Source organism: Maricaulis sp. B-26, assembly GCF_056857855.1.
In genome coordinates this window covers 17,780-34,768 of sequence record NZ_JBSXNX010000007.1, presented here as the reverse complement: position 1 = coordinate 34,768, position 16,989 = coordinate 17,780, and the positions used below count along the sequence as shown (strand labels likewise).

General features: G+C 64.7%; 16 protein-coding genes. 9 read left to right on the top strand and 7 right to left on the bottom strand.

Annotation, left to right across the window (positions count from 1 at the left end; translation table 11 throughout):
- Window positions 1-463: 463 nt before the first annotated feature.
- Window positions 464-1,657: a DUF418 domain-containing protein gene (locus tag AC13HB_RS00510; protein ID WP_482947758.1), complete on the bottom strand. Its 1,194-nt coding sequence runs from the start codon at window positions 1,655-1,657 to the stop codon at window positions 464-466.
- Between the two features lie 113 nt (window positions 1,658-1,770).
- Here AC13HB_RS00510 and AC13HB_RS00505 point away from each other — a divergent pair, with 113 nt between their 5' ends.
- Window positions 1,771-2,484, top strand: a complete 714-nt coding sequence (locus AC13HB_RS00505) for a DUF4197 domain-containing protein (RefSeq protein WP_482947757.1) — start codon at window positions 1,771-1,773, stop codon at window positions 2,482-2,484.
- A 22-nt stretch (window positions 2,485-2,506) separates the two neighbouring features.
- Here the strand turns inward: AC13HB_RS00505 and AC13HB_RS00500 are convergent, their stop codons facing one another.
- The gene (locus AC13HB_RS00500; protein WP_482947756.1) at window positions 2,507-3,496 is read right to left on the bottom strand and encodes a calcium/sodium antiporter; all 990 of its coding nucleotides are present in this window, start codon (window positions 3,494-3,496) and stop codon (window positions 2,507-2,509) included.
- Between the two features lie 164 nt (window positions 3,497-3,660).
- Between AC13HB_RS00500 and AC13HB_RS00495 the strand changes: the two genes are divergently transcribed.
- The 6 genes from AC13HB_RS00495 to AC13HB_RS00470 all read left to right on the top strand — a co-directional run bounded on the left by AC13HB_RS00495 (window position 3,661) and on the right by AC13HB_RS00470 (window position 9,486).
- Window positions 3,661-4,152: an NUDIX domain-containing protein gene (locus tag AC13HB_RS00495; RefSeq protein ID WP_482947755.1), complete on the top strand. Its 492-nt coding sequence runs from the start codon at window positions 3,661-3,663 to the stop codon at window positions 4,150-4,152.
- A gap of 221 nt (window positions 4,153-4,373) precedes the next feature.
- Complete coding sequence (locus tag AC13HB_RS00490) at window positions 4,374-6,698, top strand: ATP-binding protein (protein ID WP_482947754.1); 2,325 nt, start codon at window positions 4,374-4,376, stop codon at window positions 6,696-6,698.
- A 15-nt stretch (window positions 6,699-6,713) separates the two neighbouring features.
- Window positions 6,714-7,679 (top strand): sensor histidine kinase, encoded by a 966-nt coding sequence (locus AC13HB_RS00485; protein ID WP_482947753.1) that lies wholly within the window; start codon window positions 6,714-6,716, stop codon window positions 7,677-7,679.
- 43 nt (window positions 7,680-7,722) lie between these two features.
- Window positions 7,723-8,190, top strand: coding sequence for a response regulator (locus tag AC13HB_RS00480; RefSeq protein WP_482947752.1), 468 nt, complete (start codon window positions 7,723-7,725; stop codon window positions 8,188-8,190).
- Window positions 8,191-8,334: 144 nt separating this feature from the next.
- The gene (locus tag AC13HB_RS00475) at window positions 8,335-8,676 is read left to right on the top strand and encodes a hypothetical protein (protein WP_482947751.1); all 342 of its coding nucleotides are present in this window, start codon (window positions 8,335-8,337) and stop codon (window positions 8,674-8,676) included.
- 159 nt (window positions 8,677-8,835) lie between these two features.
- Window positions 8,836-9,486: a hypothetical protein gene (locus AC13HB_RS00470; RefSeq protein ID WP_482947750.1), complete on the top strand. Its 651-nt coding sequence runs from the start codon at window positions 8,836-8,838 to the stop codon at window positions 9,484-9,486.
- A gap of 31 nt (window positions 9,487-9,517) precedes the next feature.
- Here AC13HB_RS00470 and AC13HB_RS00465 read toward each other — a convergent pair whose 3' ends face one another.
- Both AC13HB_RS00465 and AC13HB_RS00460 read right to left on the bottom strand, forming a co-directional pair.
- Window positions 9,518-10,528, bottom strand: a complete 1,011-nt coding sequence (locus AC13HB_RS00465; protein WP_482947749.1) for an alpha/beta hydrolase — start codon at window positions 10,526-10,528, stop codon at window positions 9,518-9,520.
- Between the two features lie 88 nt (window positions 10,529-10,616).
- A complete protein-coding gene (locus AC13HB_RS00460; protein ID WP_482947748.1) occupies window positions 10,617-12,962 on the bottom strand; it encodes a PAS domain-containing protein in 2,346 nt (781 codons plus the stop codon).
- Between the two features lie 210 nt (window positions 12,963-13,172).
- Here AC13HB_RS00460 and AC13HB_RS00455 point away from each other — a divergent pair, with 210 nt between their 5' ends.
- Together AC13HB_RS00455 and AC13HB_RS00450 are read left to right on the top strand one after the other, a co-directional pair.
- On the top strand, window positions 13,173-13,730 hold the full coding sequence (locus AC13HB_RS00455; RefSeq protein WP_482947747.1) for a phosphoribosyltransferase: 558 nt from the start codon (window positions 13,173-13,175) through the stop codon (window positions 13,728-13,730).
- Window positions 13,727-14,053, top strand: a complete 327-nt coding sequence (locus AC13HB_RS00450) for a hypothetical protein (protein ID WP_482947746.1) — start codon at window positions 13,727-13,729, stop codon at window positions 14,051-14,053. Before AC13HB_RS00455 ends, AC13HB_RS00450 begins: the two co-directional genes overlap by 4 nt.
- 7 nt (window positions 14,054-14,060) lie before the next feature.
- On the opposite strand, the gene AC13HB_RS00445 is transcribed toward AC13HB_RS00450, so the two are convergent.
- From AC13HB_RS00445 to AC13HB_RS00435, 3 genes are read right to left on the bottom strand one after another with little or no spacing between them, the layout of a single operon-like run.
- Window positions 14,061-14,453 (bottom strand): VOC family protein, encoded by a 393-nt coding sequence (locus AC13HB_RS00445; protein WP_482947745.1) that lies wholly within the window; start codon window positions 14,451-14,453, stop codon window positions 14,061-14,063.
- Between the two features lie 38 nt (window positions 14,454-14,491).
- Window positions 14,492-15,340 (bottom strand): carboxylating nicotinate-nucleotide diphosphorylase, encoded by an 849-nt coding sequence (gene nadC / locus AC13HB_RS00440; RefSeq protein WP_482947744.1) that lies wholly within the window; start codon window positions 15,338-15,340, stop codon window positions 14,492-14,494.
- A 22-nt stretch (window positions 15,341-15,362) separates the two neighbouring features.
- Window positions 15,363-16,988, bottom strand: a complete 1,626-nt coding sequence (locus AC13HB_RS00435; RefSeq protein ID WP_482947743.1) for an L-aspartate oxidase — start codon at window positions 16,986-16,988, stop codon at window positions 15,363-15,365.
- Window position 16,989 lies beyond the last annotated feature (1 nt).

Genomic DNA, 16,989 nt, shown 5'->3' with positions numbered 1-16,989 from the left:
CTGGTTCGCCGGGGGTGCGGGGAGTACGGAGCCTGCCCGTCCCTGTCGGCTGACCGCGACAGGGCCCGGTGGTGGCCATCGGTTCGGAGAGGCAGCAAAAGCGCTGACTGTCTGTCCAGACCGGTTTCGAGAGGGAGCCCGTGAGGGCTCCGGTAAATCTCCGTGTGCAGGATGTCCCTGATGTCACTCACACTTATAGCACTAAACCGGCATCAGCCGGCATCCTGCACCCCTCATACCGCCAGGCGGAAACGCCGTGGCGCTGAAAGTGTTTCGTCCTCCCCCGCCGGGGGAGGTGTCCCGAAGGGACGGAGGGGGGAATGGTGCAGGATGGGGCGCCGAACCGGGACCACCGGTCCCGCAAGCGCGACCGCGCGCCGGCCCTCATGGGCCGCCCCATCGGAGGCGTCCGCGACGCGGACTGCCGTGAGATCGAACAGATTTCCCGGGGGAAGACGAAAGCCTAGGCTGCCGCCTTCCTCATCGGCTGCTTCTCGCCATAGGTGAGCGTGCGCCAGAGCCATTCGAAGGGGCCGAAGCGGAAGGCGCTCATCCAGAGCATGGACCAGATCAGCTGCACGGCCCAGACGGCAAGGACGAGCTTGACCTGGTCGATGCGCTCGACCTGGCCGAACAGGCCGAGGCCGGGCATGCCGACGAAGATGAAGGTCATGATCAGGGTCTGGGTGAGGTAATTGGTGAAGGCCATGCGTCCGGCCGCGGCGAAGGGGGCGAGCAGGAGATGCATGGGCGCCAGCTTGGCCAGCAGCATGATCGTCGCGGCATAGCCGAGCGCCTGCAGCAGGCTGCCGACATAGATAAGCGCATTGCCGTCGGCCATGGCAGCGGTCCCGAACTCACCGGCGATCATGATGTTGGTGCTGGCATTGGAGAGCCCGATGCCCGCGACGAGCCCGATCGCGGCGATGGCGGCATAGCGGACATGGCTCCAGCTCGCCGAGAGGAAGCCGCTCTTGTAGAGCGCCATGCCGATGAACATCAGGCCGAGCGTGCGCGGCCCGAGCATGATGAGGCCCATCAATTGACCGATGAAGGCGAAGATGGCGTTCCAGCCGATATGGTTGAGGAAGCCCGCCTGATAGGCGGCGGTCCAGCTTTCCATCATGCCGGCCATCATCTCTTCCTGCTGGCTGGCATCGCCGCCCAGGCCTTCGAGGGCCACGCCGAGATAGGCGCTGCCGACCATGAGCACGCCGCTGACCGCGATCAGCACAAGGCCCCAGATGGCGAGTTTCGCGGGGGGCATTCGCCGCGCCTTCACGGCGATTATGCCGATCAGGGCATAGGAAACGAGGATATCGCCCCACCAGAAGATGTAGGCGTGGATCAGGCCGATCAGGAGGAGCCAGCGCATGCGCGGGTTGTGAAGACCGGTACTCTCGCCCGTCCCGGCCATCATGACGATGCCGGCACCGAACAGGGTCGAGAAAATGGTGATGAACTTGAAGGCGAAGAAGGTGTGCGCGAAGGCCCAGGCGGTCAGGTTCCCGCCCGTCAGGTCCATCTGCAGCGTCGGGTTTTCGTAGGCCATGGGCAACATGGCGAAGCCCTGGACATTCATCATCAGAATGCCGAGCACGGCGATCCCCCGAAGGGCGTCGATGCTGATCAGTCGATCCGTCTGTGGGGTGGCCATGTCATCTCCGGTTCAGGCAAATCTGCTTACAGCCTAGCCGCGTAACGGGACCAGACAAAGCGTGCACTGGCCGTCCAGCCCGTCCAGTATGGAAAAAACCTGTGGAGACCTTCATGCATCGTCGCGAACTCATTCTGGGGCTGTCGGCCCTGTCATTGACCGCACCGCTCGAGGCGCAGGACCTGCTGCGCCGGTTCACGGAAGGCGATGCCCGCGACGGGGTGCGCGAAGCGCTCAGCCTTGCGTCGCGCATGGCGACGGAGCGCCTGGGTCGAAGGGACGGGTTTTTCGGCGATCCGCAAGTGCGCATCCCGCTGCCGGGCCGGATTGCGGACCTGCAGGGCATGCTGCGCGGGGTCGGCCTTTCCGGCCAGCTCGATGCGCTGGAACTGAGCCTAAACCGGGCGGCCGAGGCGACCATGCCGGTGGCGCGGAACATCTTTCTCGATGCGGTGCGCTCCATGACACTTACTGATGCCGTCGGCATCGTCCGCGGCGGCGACACCTCGGCGACGGATTATCTGCGCGGCCGGACCGAGCGGCAGCTCCATGACCGCATCCGCCCGAACATGGCGAATGCGATGGAGGCCAGCGGCGCCTATGCGGCCCTGCGGCCGATGGAGCGCTATGTCGACCGGCAGGACAACGCGTTCTCGCGCTTCCTGCGGGGCAATGTCTCGCGGGAATCGCTGCGCGACAGCGTCACCAACAGCGCCACCGACAAGGCGCTCGACGGCGTGTTTCACTATGTCGGTGAGGAAGAGCGGGCGATCCGCCGCGATCCGGTGAACCGGACCACCCGTCTTTTGCGCCGGGTCTTCGGCTAGCCGTCCGGTCTAGCCGCGCACTCTAGCCGCCCAGGGCAGACTGCGCGAGCACCCAGATATAGCCGAGATAGGCTGCGAAAAGCAGCGCGCCGAGCACGCGGCTGATCGGCTGGCGGGCCAGGGTGATGCCGGCGATCGCGATACTGGCGCCGAGCATGACCCAGAAATCCAGGCTCATGAAGCCTTCGGGGACCGGCAGGTCGTGGCCGATCGCGCTTGCGGCGAGAGCCGTCGCGCCGCCGACGGCGAACACGTTGAAGATATTCGAGCCGAGCACATTGCCGATCGCCATTTCGGCCTGCCGGCGCACCGAGGCCATGACGACCGTGGCCAGTTCCGGCAGCGAGGTGCCGAAGGCGAGGGCGGTCAGGCCGATGATGGACTCGTCGATATTCAGGTCGCGGGCTGCTGCCGTGCCGCCGATCACGATCATCTGGGCTCCGGCCGGCAGTGCGACCAGTCCGAGAAGCACCGCCAGAAGGATCATCGGCAGTGACCTGGGCAAGCCGTCCATGCCGTCGATATCGGTCAGCTCGGCGATGGTCGGGTCGTCGGTGGACCGGCGGGCGAGGATGGCGAGCAGCGTGATGTAGGCAATGATCAGCCCGAACAGGATGACGCCCTCGGTGCCGTCGATATTCAGGTCCCAGCCGACCCCGATCAGGATCACCGCCGCGCCGAGCGCGAAGATCGCATTGCGCCGAACGCCCGGCGTTGTCGTGTGGATGGCGCCGAATATGGCCGGCAGGCCGAGGATGAGCAGGAAGTTGGCGATATTGGAGCCAACGATATTCCCCATCGCCAGACCGGGCGCGCCGGACAGGGCCGATTGCACGCTGACAACGAGCTCGGGAGCCGAGGTTCCGAAAGCGATGATGGTCAGGCCCACAAGGAGCGGCGGCATGCGCCACATCCGGGCGACCGCGGCGCCGCCGCGCACGAGCAGGTCGCCGCCAAACAGCAGAATGACGATGCCCGCGAGAATCAGGGCGATATAAAGGGGAGCTGACATCGAGGCGCGTACCCGGCGGTGCGCTTATCAGTCGATACGACGGTATTCGATGAAATTCAGCAAGGCGAAGAGGGCGGCGACACCGCCAATGGCGACAAGAGCGTACATGAGCACAATCCCAAACAGTCAAAACATTGCCCTGTACATAGCGCGGCGAAATCGCCGTGGCTAGCGGGGGGAGCGGCACGAACTGGCGCCGCCGCATCGAGCCTCTGGCGCGGCCTTTCATCCATGCCTGGTGGCGGATCAGCCGCGGGCTGACGCTGGGCGTTCGCGGCATCGTGCAGCGTGCTGACGGGCGCGTCGTCCTCGTGCGGCACACCTATGTCCCCGGCTGGCATCTGCCCGGCGGCGGGGTCGAGGCAGGCGAGCCCGTGCTGACCGCTCTGCGCCGCGAACTCGCCGAGGAGGCCGGTATCGCGATGACCGGCCCGGCCGTGCCGCTGGGGGTGTATTCCAATCACCGGCTGTTCCGCGGCGACCATGTCGCCGTCTATGTCGTACGAGACTGGACGGAGTGCGAGACCGATCATGACGGCGAGATCGAGGCCGTCGACTGGTTCGATCCGTCGGACCTTCCTGAAGATACCAGCCCGGCGACGCGGCGGCGGCTTCTGGAATGGGCGGACGCAATCGGTCCGGCGGAGGAATGGTGAGGCGTGCGCGGGGTGCGGTGTACCGGACCGGACGGCTTCATTGCGAGGGTGTCAGGCCGGTCGGCCCGGCACACCGCGGGGCGCACACCCGCAAACTGCGCCCGCCGCGCTGAACCCGCAGTGAAGACTTTCACCTCAATTTTGCCGTGAAGTGATCAAGGGACCGCGACAAAGCGCGCAAAATCATTACGATGTGCGTCAGGAGTGCCAAGGCCGAGCGAATGACGACCACCCCTGAGGGCGACAGACAATCCTGGGACGCGGAGGGCGATCCGTCGAAAAACGCCCTGCAGCGTTTCGCGGACATGGACGGGTGGACCGGGCAGGTCCTGCCTGCGCTCATCGCCGTTACCTTCATCGTCGTTGTCGCACTGGCCGTCATGGCCGGCGAAGGGTCGCTGCGCACCTCGGCGCGCCAGACCAATCTGTCGACGCTGCAGACCGTGCTCTTCAACACGATCCAGCGCTTCGACGAGTGGGCGAACGATCGCGAGAATGATGCCCGGGTCTGGTCCCAGGACGACCTCGTCATCTCCGCCACCGAGACGCTTGCACGTACGCCAGTGCGTGCCGAGCTTGCGGCGTCGCCGGCCCAGCAGGCACTGCGGGAAACGCTCGGGACCTGGATGACCGAATACGGTTATCGCGGCTTTCTTCTGCTCTCGCCTAACGGCACGACGCTGGCATCCATGCGGGATGCGGACCTGGCCCAGCCCTCGCTCGTCTTCGACATGGTGGAGCAAGAACGCCTCGTCTCCGAGCCTGCGCTTCTGACGCGGCCGCAAATCGTCGATCTCGTCGGCGTCTCGCTTGAATCGGAGACGCCCGAGGTGGGCGAGGAAATCGTCATGTACGTCCTCGCCGCGATCCGCCGCGAGGAGGAAATACGCGGATATCTGGCCTTCCGGATCGACCCGCTGGCGGAATATTCGGCGAGTTTCCGCGTCGGGCGGACCGGCGTTTCCGGCGAGACCTATGCCATCGACCGCGACGGGCGCCTTTTGACCGAGTCCCGCTATACCAGCGAGATGGTCGAGGCCGGCCTGCTGGTCGAGGGGCACCCCTCCATGCTGCATATCGAGGTGCGCGATCCGGGCGTGGACGTCACGGTCGGCGCAATCCCCTCCCAGCCCTATTCGACCTGGCCGCTCACCGAGGCGGCGCGCCGGGTCACTCAGGGCGAGAGCGGCTATAATCTCACCGGCTATCGCGATGCCCGCGGCGTGCTCGTCATGGGCGCGTGGAGCTGGGACCCGGTACGCGATATCGGCGTCATCACCGAAATCGAGGTCGCCGAGGCCATGGCCGGCGCCAATCAGGCGCGCGCCGTGCTGCGCGTCTTCGCCGTGGCGATGGCCCTGTCCTTCATCCTGCTGGCTGTGCTTTTCAGTGCGCACCGCTCCATCACGCGGCGCCGGGCCCAGGCGACCCATGACGCCAACCAGCGCATGTCGCAGATACTCTCGACCGCGGCCGAAGGCATTTACGGTATCGACGGCGAGGGCATCGTCACCTTCGTCAATCCGCGCGCCTGCGCCATGCTCGGCTATGAGGAGAGCGAGCTGATCGGCAAGAACATGCACAATCTTGTGCACCATTCGCGCCGCGACGGCTCGATCTACCCGATCGAGGAATGCCCCATCCACTATCCCGATGTGGAGGGCGTGTCCGAGGATGGCGACGTGTTCTGGACCAAGTCCGGCCAGGCCATTCCGATCGAGAGCGCAAGCTCGCCGATCGACCCGGAGGACAAGTCGCAGGGCGCGGTGGTCACCTTCCGCGACGTCACCAATCGCAAGCGGGACGAGCTGGCCCTTCGTCGCTATGCGCAGGAACTCAAACGGTCCAATGCGGAGCTGCAGGAATTCGCCTATGCCGCTTCGCACGACCTGCAGGAACCGCTGCGCAAGATCCAGGCTTTCGGCGAAAGGCTGAACAACAAGTGCTATGACGCGCTGGACGAGACGGGCCGGCACTATCTCGAGCGCATGGTCGATGCCGCGACCCGCATGCGCCGCCTGATCGACGATCTGCTCAGCTATTCCCGCGTGAACTCCAAGACGACCTCCTTCCTACCGGTCGATCTGTCCACCGTCGTGTCGGACGTGCTGTCGGACCTGGAACCGCGGATCGCTGCGGAGGAGGCGAAAATCCGGGTCAATGACCTGCCGGCCATCGAGGCGGATCCGGGGCAGATGCACCAGCTCTTCCTCAACCTGATCGCCAATGCCCTGAAATTCCGGCGCCCGGGCGTCACGCCCTCGATCTCGATCGAGGGCAGTGTCGAGGTCGGCGAGCACGGCGCCATGGCGCGTATTGCCGTCGCCGACAATGGCGTCGGTTTCGAACCCCGTCATGCGGAACGAATTTTCGGCATGTTCGAGCGTCTGCACGGGCGGGAGGAATTTGACGGTACCGGTGTCGGCCTTGCCACCTGCCGCAAGATCGCCGAGCGGCATGCCGGCGAACTGACGGCCTGGGGCGAACCCGGAGCGGGCGCGGTCTTCACCCTGCTTCTGCCCGTGCGGCAGGGCAGCGTGACCTGACGAAGGGGACCGGCGATGCGGGCGAGGGGCGTTATATCGGCGACGGGCAATACGGTCTGGTGGCGCCGAAGCCCGTGGCTGCCGGCCCTCCTCGCCGGCGCCGGCATCCTGACCCTGCTGCTTCTCGTCCTGCCGGGCGTGATGGGCGATTTTACCGCCATGGCCGGCGCTGTTGCCGCGATCGGACTGATCCTGCTTCTCGGTCTGTATGCCGGGCGACGCCTGTCCGTGCAGCAGACACAGCTCGCCGAGGCCCGCGAGCGGGCCGACAGGCTGGAACGGGCGATGACCGATCTGGACATTTTCACCAAGGCCGCATCACACGACATGCGCGAGCCTCTGCGCAAGATCGAGGCGTTCGGCGCACGGCTGGAAACGCAGATGGGAATCAACCCCGACGCACGCTCGGCCGACTATCTCGAGCGGATGCGCAATGCCGCCCGGCGCCAGGATGCGCTGATCGGCGCGCTCGTTTCGCATGCCCGGCTCGAGCGTCTGGATGACGGGCTCGAACCGGTCGACCTCGAAGCTGTCGTGAAATCTGTTTGCAAGGACAAGCTGGAAGCGAACGGAGCCATCGCCGCGGATGTGGAGGTTCGGGATCTGCCGACAGTCCCGGCCCGGCCCGGCCAGATGCACGTATTGTTTGCGAATCTGATCGATAACGCGTTGAAATATGCACACCCGGAACGGAAACTGGCGATCGAGGTGATCGGCAGCGGCGATGAAGACGCAAGCCGCGCACCGGCAGTGATCCAGATCCGTGACAACGGGATCGGGGTCGACGACCGGCATGCGGAGCGCATCTTCGAGCCGCTTGCCAGACTGCACTCGCGCAGCGAAGTCGAGGGGGCCGGATTGGGGCTGACGACGGCACGCAAGATCGCGGAAACACATGGCGGGTCGTTGCGCGCCAGACCGCAGGAAGGCGAAGGCGTCGTCTTTACCTTGATCTTGCCGCGCCAAAAGGCGAATTTGTAATCGAGCCGGGCATCGACCGGCACAATTGAGACGAGGCTTTCAAATGACCGATGAGAACAGGCTTTTCACCATCCTGATGGTCGACGACGATCCGGATGACCGTCTGCTCTTCAAGGAAGCCTGCGAAGAAGTGCGTCTTCGCAACCCGCTCGAATTCCTCGAGAACGGCGAGCAGCTGGTCGATTATCTCAAGCGTCGCGGGAATTATTCCGATCTGTCCGGGCAGCCCTATCCGGGCATTATCCTTCTCGATCTGAACATGCCGTTGAAGGACGGGCGCGAGGCGCTCGAGGAAATCAAGGCCGACAGCGAGTTGCGCCATATCCCGATCATCATCCTGACCACCTCGAAGGACGAGGACGACATCCTGTCCAGCTACGGTCTGGGTGCGTCCTCCTATATCGTCAAGCCGATCTCGCTGGACCGTCTGATGCGCGTGGTCAATTCGATCGGCGAATACTGGGTCCAGATCGTCGAAGTGCCCTCCGCCGAGGAAGGCGACGAGGACTAGCCCGGACAGCGGTTCCGGCCGCACCGCCGCACCGACGGGACGATTTTCGAATTCCTGTTTCGCGTCTACGGCGAATGCGTTAACCTTGTTGCGCGCTAGGGGGCGCGACGGGCTGTATGCCCGACTGAATTCGGGGGAAATCCCATGAAGAAACTCGTTCTGGCCGCTGCGCTTGTTGCCGGCCTGTCTGCACCCGTCCTCGCGGGCGGAATGGATAATGCGATCGGCAATACGGTGCGGGTGTCCGCCGGCTCCGAGAGCTTCGATGCCTGGTTCTACGATGATGGCCGCTATGCGGATTCGCGCGGCATTTCAGGCAGCTGGAGCTATGAAGGCCAGCTTTGCATTCATGTCGCGACGGAAGAGGGCACGCAGTCCAATTGCGGCCCCTGGAATGAAGGCCTGGCACCCGGCGACAGCTGGTCGACCGATGGCTGGTCGTCAGACGGTGCGGCCATCACGGTGCAGATCATCGCCGCCAACTGACCTTGACGAAGCGCGACCGGCAGGTGCCTTGCCGGTCGCGTTTTCGCCTGTCACGCGATGGGTCGCGACCTTGCCGCATTTTGCCACTAGGGTGCGACGCTGAACGTGAAAACGGTCCTGCGATCACTGGGTCCGGGCCGTTCGCGGATGGGGGAAAGCATGCTGTTCGCACGCCTGTCGAAAATTTCGGCCACACTCTTCCTGTCCATGGTCATGGCCATGATCATGCTGGTCGTGCTGTGGTTCTATCTGCCGGACTGGTTCGGCTGGGTCCAGGATGGCGCCGACCTTCTCGAGGACGGCGTCGCGTCCATCCCGATCCCCGAGCAGTACAATAATCTCGTCCGCATCTATGCCAGCGACGACAAGATCGTCCTGCTCATCTTCACCATTATCGCCCGCATCATGCTGGCCATCCTCGGCAGTATCTGGTCCGCCGCTACGGGGGGCAACAAGATCCGGGTGAAGGACAACGGCCTGATCGCCAACGTCACCTCTATGATGTCGACTCTCTTCCTGTCTTTCGTGCTCGCCATCCTGATGCTGGCCGCAATCGCGCTGACGGCGGAGGGTGTGCTTCACACCATGCTCGACATGGCCGACTGGGTCGAGGACCAGCTCGCGCATCTGCCGCTGACGGGACGCTGGCGTTCGGGCATCCGTTTCGCGGTGTCCGACGACAAGATCCTGCTGCTCTTCTTCACCATCATCGCGCGCATCCTGCTGGCGCTGGTCGGCACGGCCTTCACGGGCATGGCCCGTGCGGTGACCGGTCAGAGCCGCACGCGGACGATCAAGGTCCCGGCCTGAGGCAAGGTGCCGGTCCGAGGCAAGGCGCCTGTCAGGCGCTCAGTTTTTCCGCGAGGAAGGGCAGAGAGACGTCCATCCGGTAATCGATCGAGGAGTGCGTGTCGGGGAATTCCTCGTACACGTGCTCGACCTCCATCGCCTTGAGCTTCTGCGTCATGCGGCGGGCACCGTAGAGCAAATTGTACTGGTCGATATCGCCGCAATCGATGAAGAGCGCCTTCAGCTTCTTGAGGTCCTGGCCCTTCTTGTCGGCGATCTCGAGCGGATCCCATTTCATCCATTCCGCCCAGCGCTCGGGAATGCGCTCGCAGGTATCCATCGTGACCGGAAGGCGGATGCCGAGATACGCCTCCGGATCGGGGTCGTAGGTCGCTGCCATGGCGAGGATCATCATGGCGTGCAGATCGTCCCCGGAGACTTTCGGCGCTGTCTCGAAGGCCTCGACGAAGCTCTTGATGGAGCCGCCATTCTTCGCGATCCGCCGCAAGGTGTGCGCAAAATCGGCCGCGAACATCAGTTCGAAGCCCATATCTCCGGAATGGCAGGCGGCCCCCGCCCAGAAATCCGGATAGAGCAGGGCATGCACCATGGCGCCGTAACCGCCGGAGCTTTTTCCGAACAGGCCCCGATGTCCGTCGCCGCCACAGCCGTATTCCTGTTCGACGAAAGGTACGGCCTCCTCGATCAGAAAGTCGGCCCAATTGCCCATGGCGATCGAGTTGACGTACTGGTTGCCGCCCAGCTTGGTAAAGCAGTCCGGGAAGGCGATGATGCACGGCTTCATCTTGCCTTCCGCAACCAGCCTGTCCACGCGCTCCGGAACGTTCTCGCCGAAATTCTTCCAGTTCGTGTGGCCCGGTCCGCCGCTGGTGAAGCCGACGATATCCACCAGGAGCGGCAGGTCGGACCCATCATGGCCGGCCGGCACATAGACATCGATCCGGCGTTCGGTCGGATCGCCCAGCATATTGCCGGCGACGGCCTTGCTGTCGATGACATGACTGGTGACGTTGCCCGCGGGCTGGTTCTGGTAACGGCGCATGAAGGTCTCCCGGAAAGCGTTTCCGGGACAGGAGCCTAGCTGTGCGACCGCAGAGTACAAGCGCGGCGGACTGCGTCGTCGTCCGATCTCAACCGGCCGGCTCGACGGGCAAGGTGACGTGAAAGGTCGATCCCGCGCCCGGCGTGCTGTCGGCCCATATCTTGCCGCCATGCCGCTCCACGATGCGGTTGCACAGGGCGAGGCCGACGCCGGTGCCACTGTATTCGCCCTTGCCGTGCAGACGCTCGAACATGCCGAAAATACGTTCCGCGTATGCCGGCGCGAAGCCGATGCCATTGTCGCGAACCTCGATATGCCGGACGCGCCGGTCGCCCCGGCCTTCCGTCCGCGCGGCGATGCGGATCAGCGGTGGCGCTTCACCTCGGTATTTGATCGCGTTATTGACCAGATTCTGGAGCAGGAGGTGCAGCAGGGTTTCGTCGCCCTGCACGCTCGGCAACCGGACGCGTTCGATCCGGGCGCCGGATTCCTCCAGCGCCATCTCCAGATCCGACTCGATGTCGTCGATCACGGCATTGAGGTCCACGGCCCCGATCGACAGTCTGACGTGCGAGGACTTCGAATAGGTGAGCAGGTCCTGGACCAGGCATTGCATCCGGGAGGCTGAATTGACCATCACATCGAGCAATTTATGGCCGCGTGCGTCCAGCCGGTCAGCATAGCCTCGTTCGAGCATCTCACCGAAGGCGGCAATCTTGCGCAGGGGCTCCTGCAAGTCGTGCGAGGCGATGGCCGCAAACTGCCCCAGCTCCCGATTGACCTGTTGTAGCGCCGCCGCCTGGGAGCGCATTCGCATTTCCGCCTCGCGATGTTCGGTCACGTCCTGGGCCACGCCGAACAGGCGGGCCGGTTCGCCCAGGTCGTCGTAGAAGCATTGCACCCAGGATTGTACGACGCGCTCTTCGCCAGAGGAGAGCAGGATACGCCGGGTCAGAGGCTGAACCTCGCCCGTCTCGATCGCGCTTTGCCATGTCGCTTGAAAGGCTTCGCGGTCGTCGAGATGCGTTTTTTCGTGCAGCTGGTCCGGGTCGAACTCGCTGTCCTCCAATTCGAATATGCGCCTGTATTCCTTGCTGGCGCGCAGTAAATGGCCGTCCGCGCCGAATTCCACATAACCGAGATGCGCTGCCGCGCCGGACAGGGCCAGCTTGCCGGCTTCTTCGCGCAGGCTTTCCTCGGCGCGCTTGGCCTCATTGATGTTGATACAGCTGCCGGTCATGCGGACCGCCCTGCCTGTCTCGTCGCGAACGGCCTCGCCCCGCGTTCGCAGCCAGATATACTCGCCCCCGCCCGTGAGTATGCGGCATTCGACATGATAGGGCGTGTCGTCGTGGAGATGGGTGGTGAGCGCCTCACGGACCCGCTCCCGATCATCCGGGTGAATGTATTCCATGGCCTCCTGCGGCGTAGGACCCTCGCCGTCCGCGTCCCGTTCCACCATGGCGAGGAGCTCCGGCGACCAGTAATGGTCGCCCGTTTCCAGATTCCAGTCCCAGATCCCGACATTGCCGCCGCTGACGGCGAGCGCATAGCGTTCCTGGCTGCAGCGCAGGGCCTCCTGATTGGCGTGCTGGAGGGAGATGTCGTCTACGGACCCTGCCATGCGTACCGGCATACCGGTATCACTCCAGATGGCCTGCCCCTTGGCATGGATCCAGACATAGTGTCCGTCCTCATGCCGAAGCCTGTATTCGATGTCGTAAGGCTTGCGCGCGCTGAGATGCGTGCTGACGGCGAGCATGACGCGCTCACGATCGTCCGGGTGAAGCCGGCTGGAGAACTCCGTGAAATCCGGCCGGAACCGGTCTTCTTCAAGGCCGATGATTTCCATGAAGCGGGGGGACCAGAACAGCTCGTCGGTCCGCACGTCCCAGTCCCACAATCCTGCGCTGGAACCCTGTACGGCCAGATCGTAGCGTTCGCGCGCCCGGTGCAGCGCAAGATGGTGACCGATCAGGGCGGCGGCTGTTTCCAGCACATGGCGATCCGGTTCGCCGAATCCCGCTTTGCGGGCATCCGGCCCCGCCACGCTCAACGTGCCATAGGGCCGGCCGTCCACGAGAATGCGGGCACCGGCAAAGCACCCGATCTCACGAGCTCCATTATTCGTGCGTGCTTGCATGACCGAGCGGCCCTCCGTCATGACACGGGCGCAGTATCGCGATGCAGGGCAGGCGGTCTGGTCCGGCGCTATCTGGCCGACACGCTGCGCGATGATGCACTGATCGTCTTCGAAGCGCGAAATCATCGCGAAGGGCAGGCCGAAATAATCGCGCGTACAGCGCACAAGCCGGCGCAAGGTCGTCGGGTGGTCGGCTTGACCGTCAGTGCTGAGCGCTACCAGATCGAGAACCGTTCTCTGCGAGCGGCTACCGCCGAGGAGAATTTCCCTGTTCGCGACCTGATCAGCCATGATCGCTCCTTACCGTTCATACGGTCCGAGCGCGTCAGGGATGTGGCGCGCCTCGGCACGCTGAGTAAATAGTATAAGCGGAAAAAGGTGTTATCCAAACAATTTGAAGTTATCTGGCGGGGCACAACCCGGTGGGCTTGCTGGTGGCTCACCGTCAAGAAGGGCGCAATCGAGCTTGAGCCGGCCATCATTACCGGGCAAGTCTTCCGCATGACGATCGAAAAACATTTCATCTCCGCCGACGCCTTGCTGGTCGACAGTATCCGGCTCGCCCGCCTTGTCCACGAGGCCGAATTCATGCCGACCCATATCGTCGGCGTCTGGCGCGGCGGGGCGCCGATCGGCATTGCCGTTCAGGAATTCCTCGAATACCGGGGGATCGAGACCGACCATATCGCCATCCGGACTTCCTCCTATACCGGGATCGGCCAGCAGGCGAAGCAGGTCCGCGTGTTCGGAGAAGGCTATCTGGTCGACACGCTCAATGCGGAGGATCGCCTGCTTATCGTCGACGACGTGTTCGACAGCGGGCGCTCCATCGAGGCCATTCTCGAGGTTCTCAGGGCGAAATGCCGGCGCAATTTCCCGGCCGAAACGCGCATCGCGACGGTCTATTACAAGCCGGCGCGCAATGTGACCGCGCTCAAGCCCGACTTTTTCGTGCACGAATGCGACGACTGGCTGGTCTTCCCGCACGAGATCTGCGGCCTGAAGCCCGAAGAGATCGCCGCCAAGGGCGAAGTCGGCGCGGAAATTCTCAAGCCATGAGCCTGGTCACCGCAGCCCAGATGCGCGGCCTCCTTATCGTGGCCGAAGGCCGCCTGTCCGAGGAGGACTGGAAACGCTGGGAAGATCTGATGATCGAGCCGGAGGTCTGGAACCCGCCGGACGATGCCGATTACGGCTTCGGCTACTGGGTGGTCGGCATCAAGGATGATCGGGCGATCTGGTATAACAGCGTCGCCGACTGCTTTCAGTGCAACCGGTTCCGGGAACCGGGCAAGCTTGAGGCTCCGAGCGTCGAACGGGGCGAGCTCGCCGTACTGATCGACAGCCTTGCCGGCGAAGCGCCACCCCCTTCGAACGTCTGACGATTGCCTAGCCCGGACGGTGGATGGCGCAGAGCTTGTTGCCGTCCGGATCGCGGACATAGGAGAGGTGGAGCGTCCCCATATCGCTGGAGCGCGGACCGGGCGCATCCTCGATCGAAGTGCCGCCATTGGCGACAGCGACGTCGTGGAAAGTCTTCACCTGCTCGGGAGAGCCGCACTTGAAGCCGATCGTCGCGCCATTGGCGTACGTCGCCGGTTCGCCATTGATCGGTTCGCTGATGCAGAAGGCATTACCATCATGGAGGTAGAAATACCGGACGTGACCCGTGGAGGCCTGGTTCCGGATCGGCTCGCCCGCGCCGAGCGTCGCGAGGACGGCGTCGTAGAAGCGCTTGGAGCGTTCGATGTCGTTCGACCCGACCATGATGTGATTGAACATGCGTATTTCCTTCTTGAAGGTGGCGAAGATCTTGCCGCCTAGGCTTCGTCCAGCCCGATATCGAAATTTGGCGCGGAATGTGTCAGCGCCCCGACCGAAATCACGTCCACGCCGGTCTCTGCGATACCGCGTACCGTCTCCAGATTGACCCCGCCGGACGCTTCCAGAATGACCTTGCCCTTGGCCTGTTTCACGGCCGCGGTCAGGTCTTCGAGCGAAAAATTGTCGAGCAGCACGCTCTCTGCGCCGGCCTCGATGGCTTCGGGCAACTGGTCGAGTCTGTCGACCTCCACGGCGACGCGGGTCATGTGACCGGCATAGGCTTTCGCGGCTTCCACCGCAGCACGCACGCCCCCGCAGACGGCGACGTGGTTGTCCTTGATCAGGATGGCGTCATCGAGCCCGTAGCGGTGCAGCGCCCCGCCACCGGCCTGTACGGCCTGGATTTCGAAGGCGCGCAGGCCCGGCGTGGTCTTGCGGGTATGGACTATGCGCGTGCCGGTGCCCTCGACGGCATCGACATAGCGGCGCGTGAGGCTGGCAATGCCGCTCATCCGGCCCATGAAATTCAGCGCGACCCGTTCGGCGGCCAGAAGGGCGCGGGCCTTGCCGTTGACGGCAGCGACGATCTCGCCGGCCTTCAGCCTGTCGCCATCTTTCGCTTGCGGGCTGATCAGCGCATCGGGATCCATTTGCCAGACGGCCTCGATGGCAGGCTCGAGCCCGCAGAGCACGCCGGCCTCGCGCGCCGTGAAATAGAATTTCGCCTCGGCTTGGGCGGGGATGCAGGCCAGGGAGGTCACGTCGCCACGTCCGCCCTGGTCTTCGGCAAAGGCACGCGTAACGGCGTCGACGACGATATGGCGGGGCAGGGGCGCGACGGACATGGCCTATCCTTTGATGGCGGGTTTATTCGGCAGGCGCGGTCATGCTGACCGGATGCTCGGCCATCGGTGCGAGATCGTCGAGCGTCAGTCCGGTATGCCGGGCATGCGCTGCCGTTTGTGGACAATCGCTCCGGAAATGACCACCCCGGCTTTCTCTGCGCCGCAGTGCACCCTCGACGATGAAGCGCGCCGCGATCAGGGCATCCGCATCGCCATGCTCGGCGCGCAGCGTGTCGATCAGGGAGGCAAGCTGGCGCAGCCCGCTCTCCGAGCGTTCCACACCGCAATGCCGCGACATCGCCTGACGGAGGCGGGTAAGGGCAAGGGGAGGAAGCGAGGGCGCTGACGCAGGTCCTTCCCCCTGATGGGGAAGGTGGCCGGCGGAGCCGGTCGGAAGGGGTGAGGCGCTCCGGGCTTCAGGTGTCGGTGAGGTTATCCACTCCGCCACGCCTTCGGCGCGGTCCTCCTCGCCCATCGAGGGCGAGGACTTCAGACACGCCGCCACACGTGCCGCGCTCACCAGCCCTTCCGCCAGCGAATTGCTGGCCAGCCGGTTGGCGCCGTGCAGGCCGGTCGAGGCGCATTCGCCGATGGCGTAGAGTCCGGGCACGCTGGTGGCGCCGTCGATGTCCGCTTTGACGCCGCCCATGTGGTAATGCGCCGTCGGAGCGACCGGGACGGGCTCAGACCGCGGGTCGATGCCGGCGCTCATGCAGGCTGCAAAGACGGCCGGGAAGCGGTCCGGGAAGGCCTCGCCTACGGCGGCGCGGCAATCGAGGAAGGCGCCTTTACCGGTCGCGTTCTGACGATGCACGGCGCGTGCGACCACGTCGCGCGGCGCCAGTTCGGCGTCCGCATGGACCGACTTCATGAAGCGATGACCGGTCTGGTCGATCAGGGTGGCGCCTTCGCCGCGCAGCGCTTCGGTGCAAAGCGGAGCCGGGTCGAGACCGGCATTGAGCGCAGTCGGATGGAATTGCACGAATTCGGGGTCCTGGATCACGGCTCCCAGACGCGCCGCCATGGCCATGGCCTGACCCTGCGCGCCGGACGGCGTGGTGGTCAGGGCGAAGAGACCGCCGGCACCGCCCATGGCGAGGATGGTGGCGTCCGCCTCGATCGTCTCGCGCAAGCCATCCGGGGATTGCGCCAGGCCGCCGCGGCAGGCGTCGCTATCGCCCAGCAGAGCGAGGGCCGACCAGCCGTCGCGCAGATCGATGTGATCGGCTTGGCGCACCGCCGCGATCAGGGTCGCCATGATGGCCGCGCCTGCCCCGTCGCCCTTTACCCGGGCGACGCGGTGGCGCGAATGCGCGGCCTCACGGGAGAGGGACCAGTCCTCGCCGTCGCGCTCGAAGGGGGCGCCAAGGTCGGCAAGGGCGCGCACTTCTTCCGCAGCGCCTTCGGCCAGGGCTGTGGCCGCTATGGTGTCGACCAGTCCGGCGCCGGCCGCGATCGTGTCCTGCGCATGGAGCGCCGCACTGTCTTCGTCGGCAAGCGCGGCCGAAACGCCGCCCTGCGCCCATCCCGATGCGGTCCCGTCGCCCAGCGGCGAACCGGTCAGCAGCACGACCTTGCACGGCGCCAGCTTCAGCGCTGCCCACAGGCCGGCAATCCCGGCACCTATGACGAGGACGGGACGGGTCACA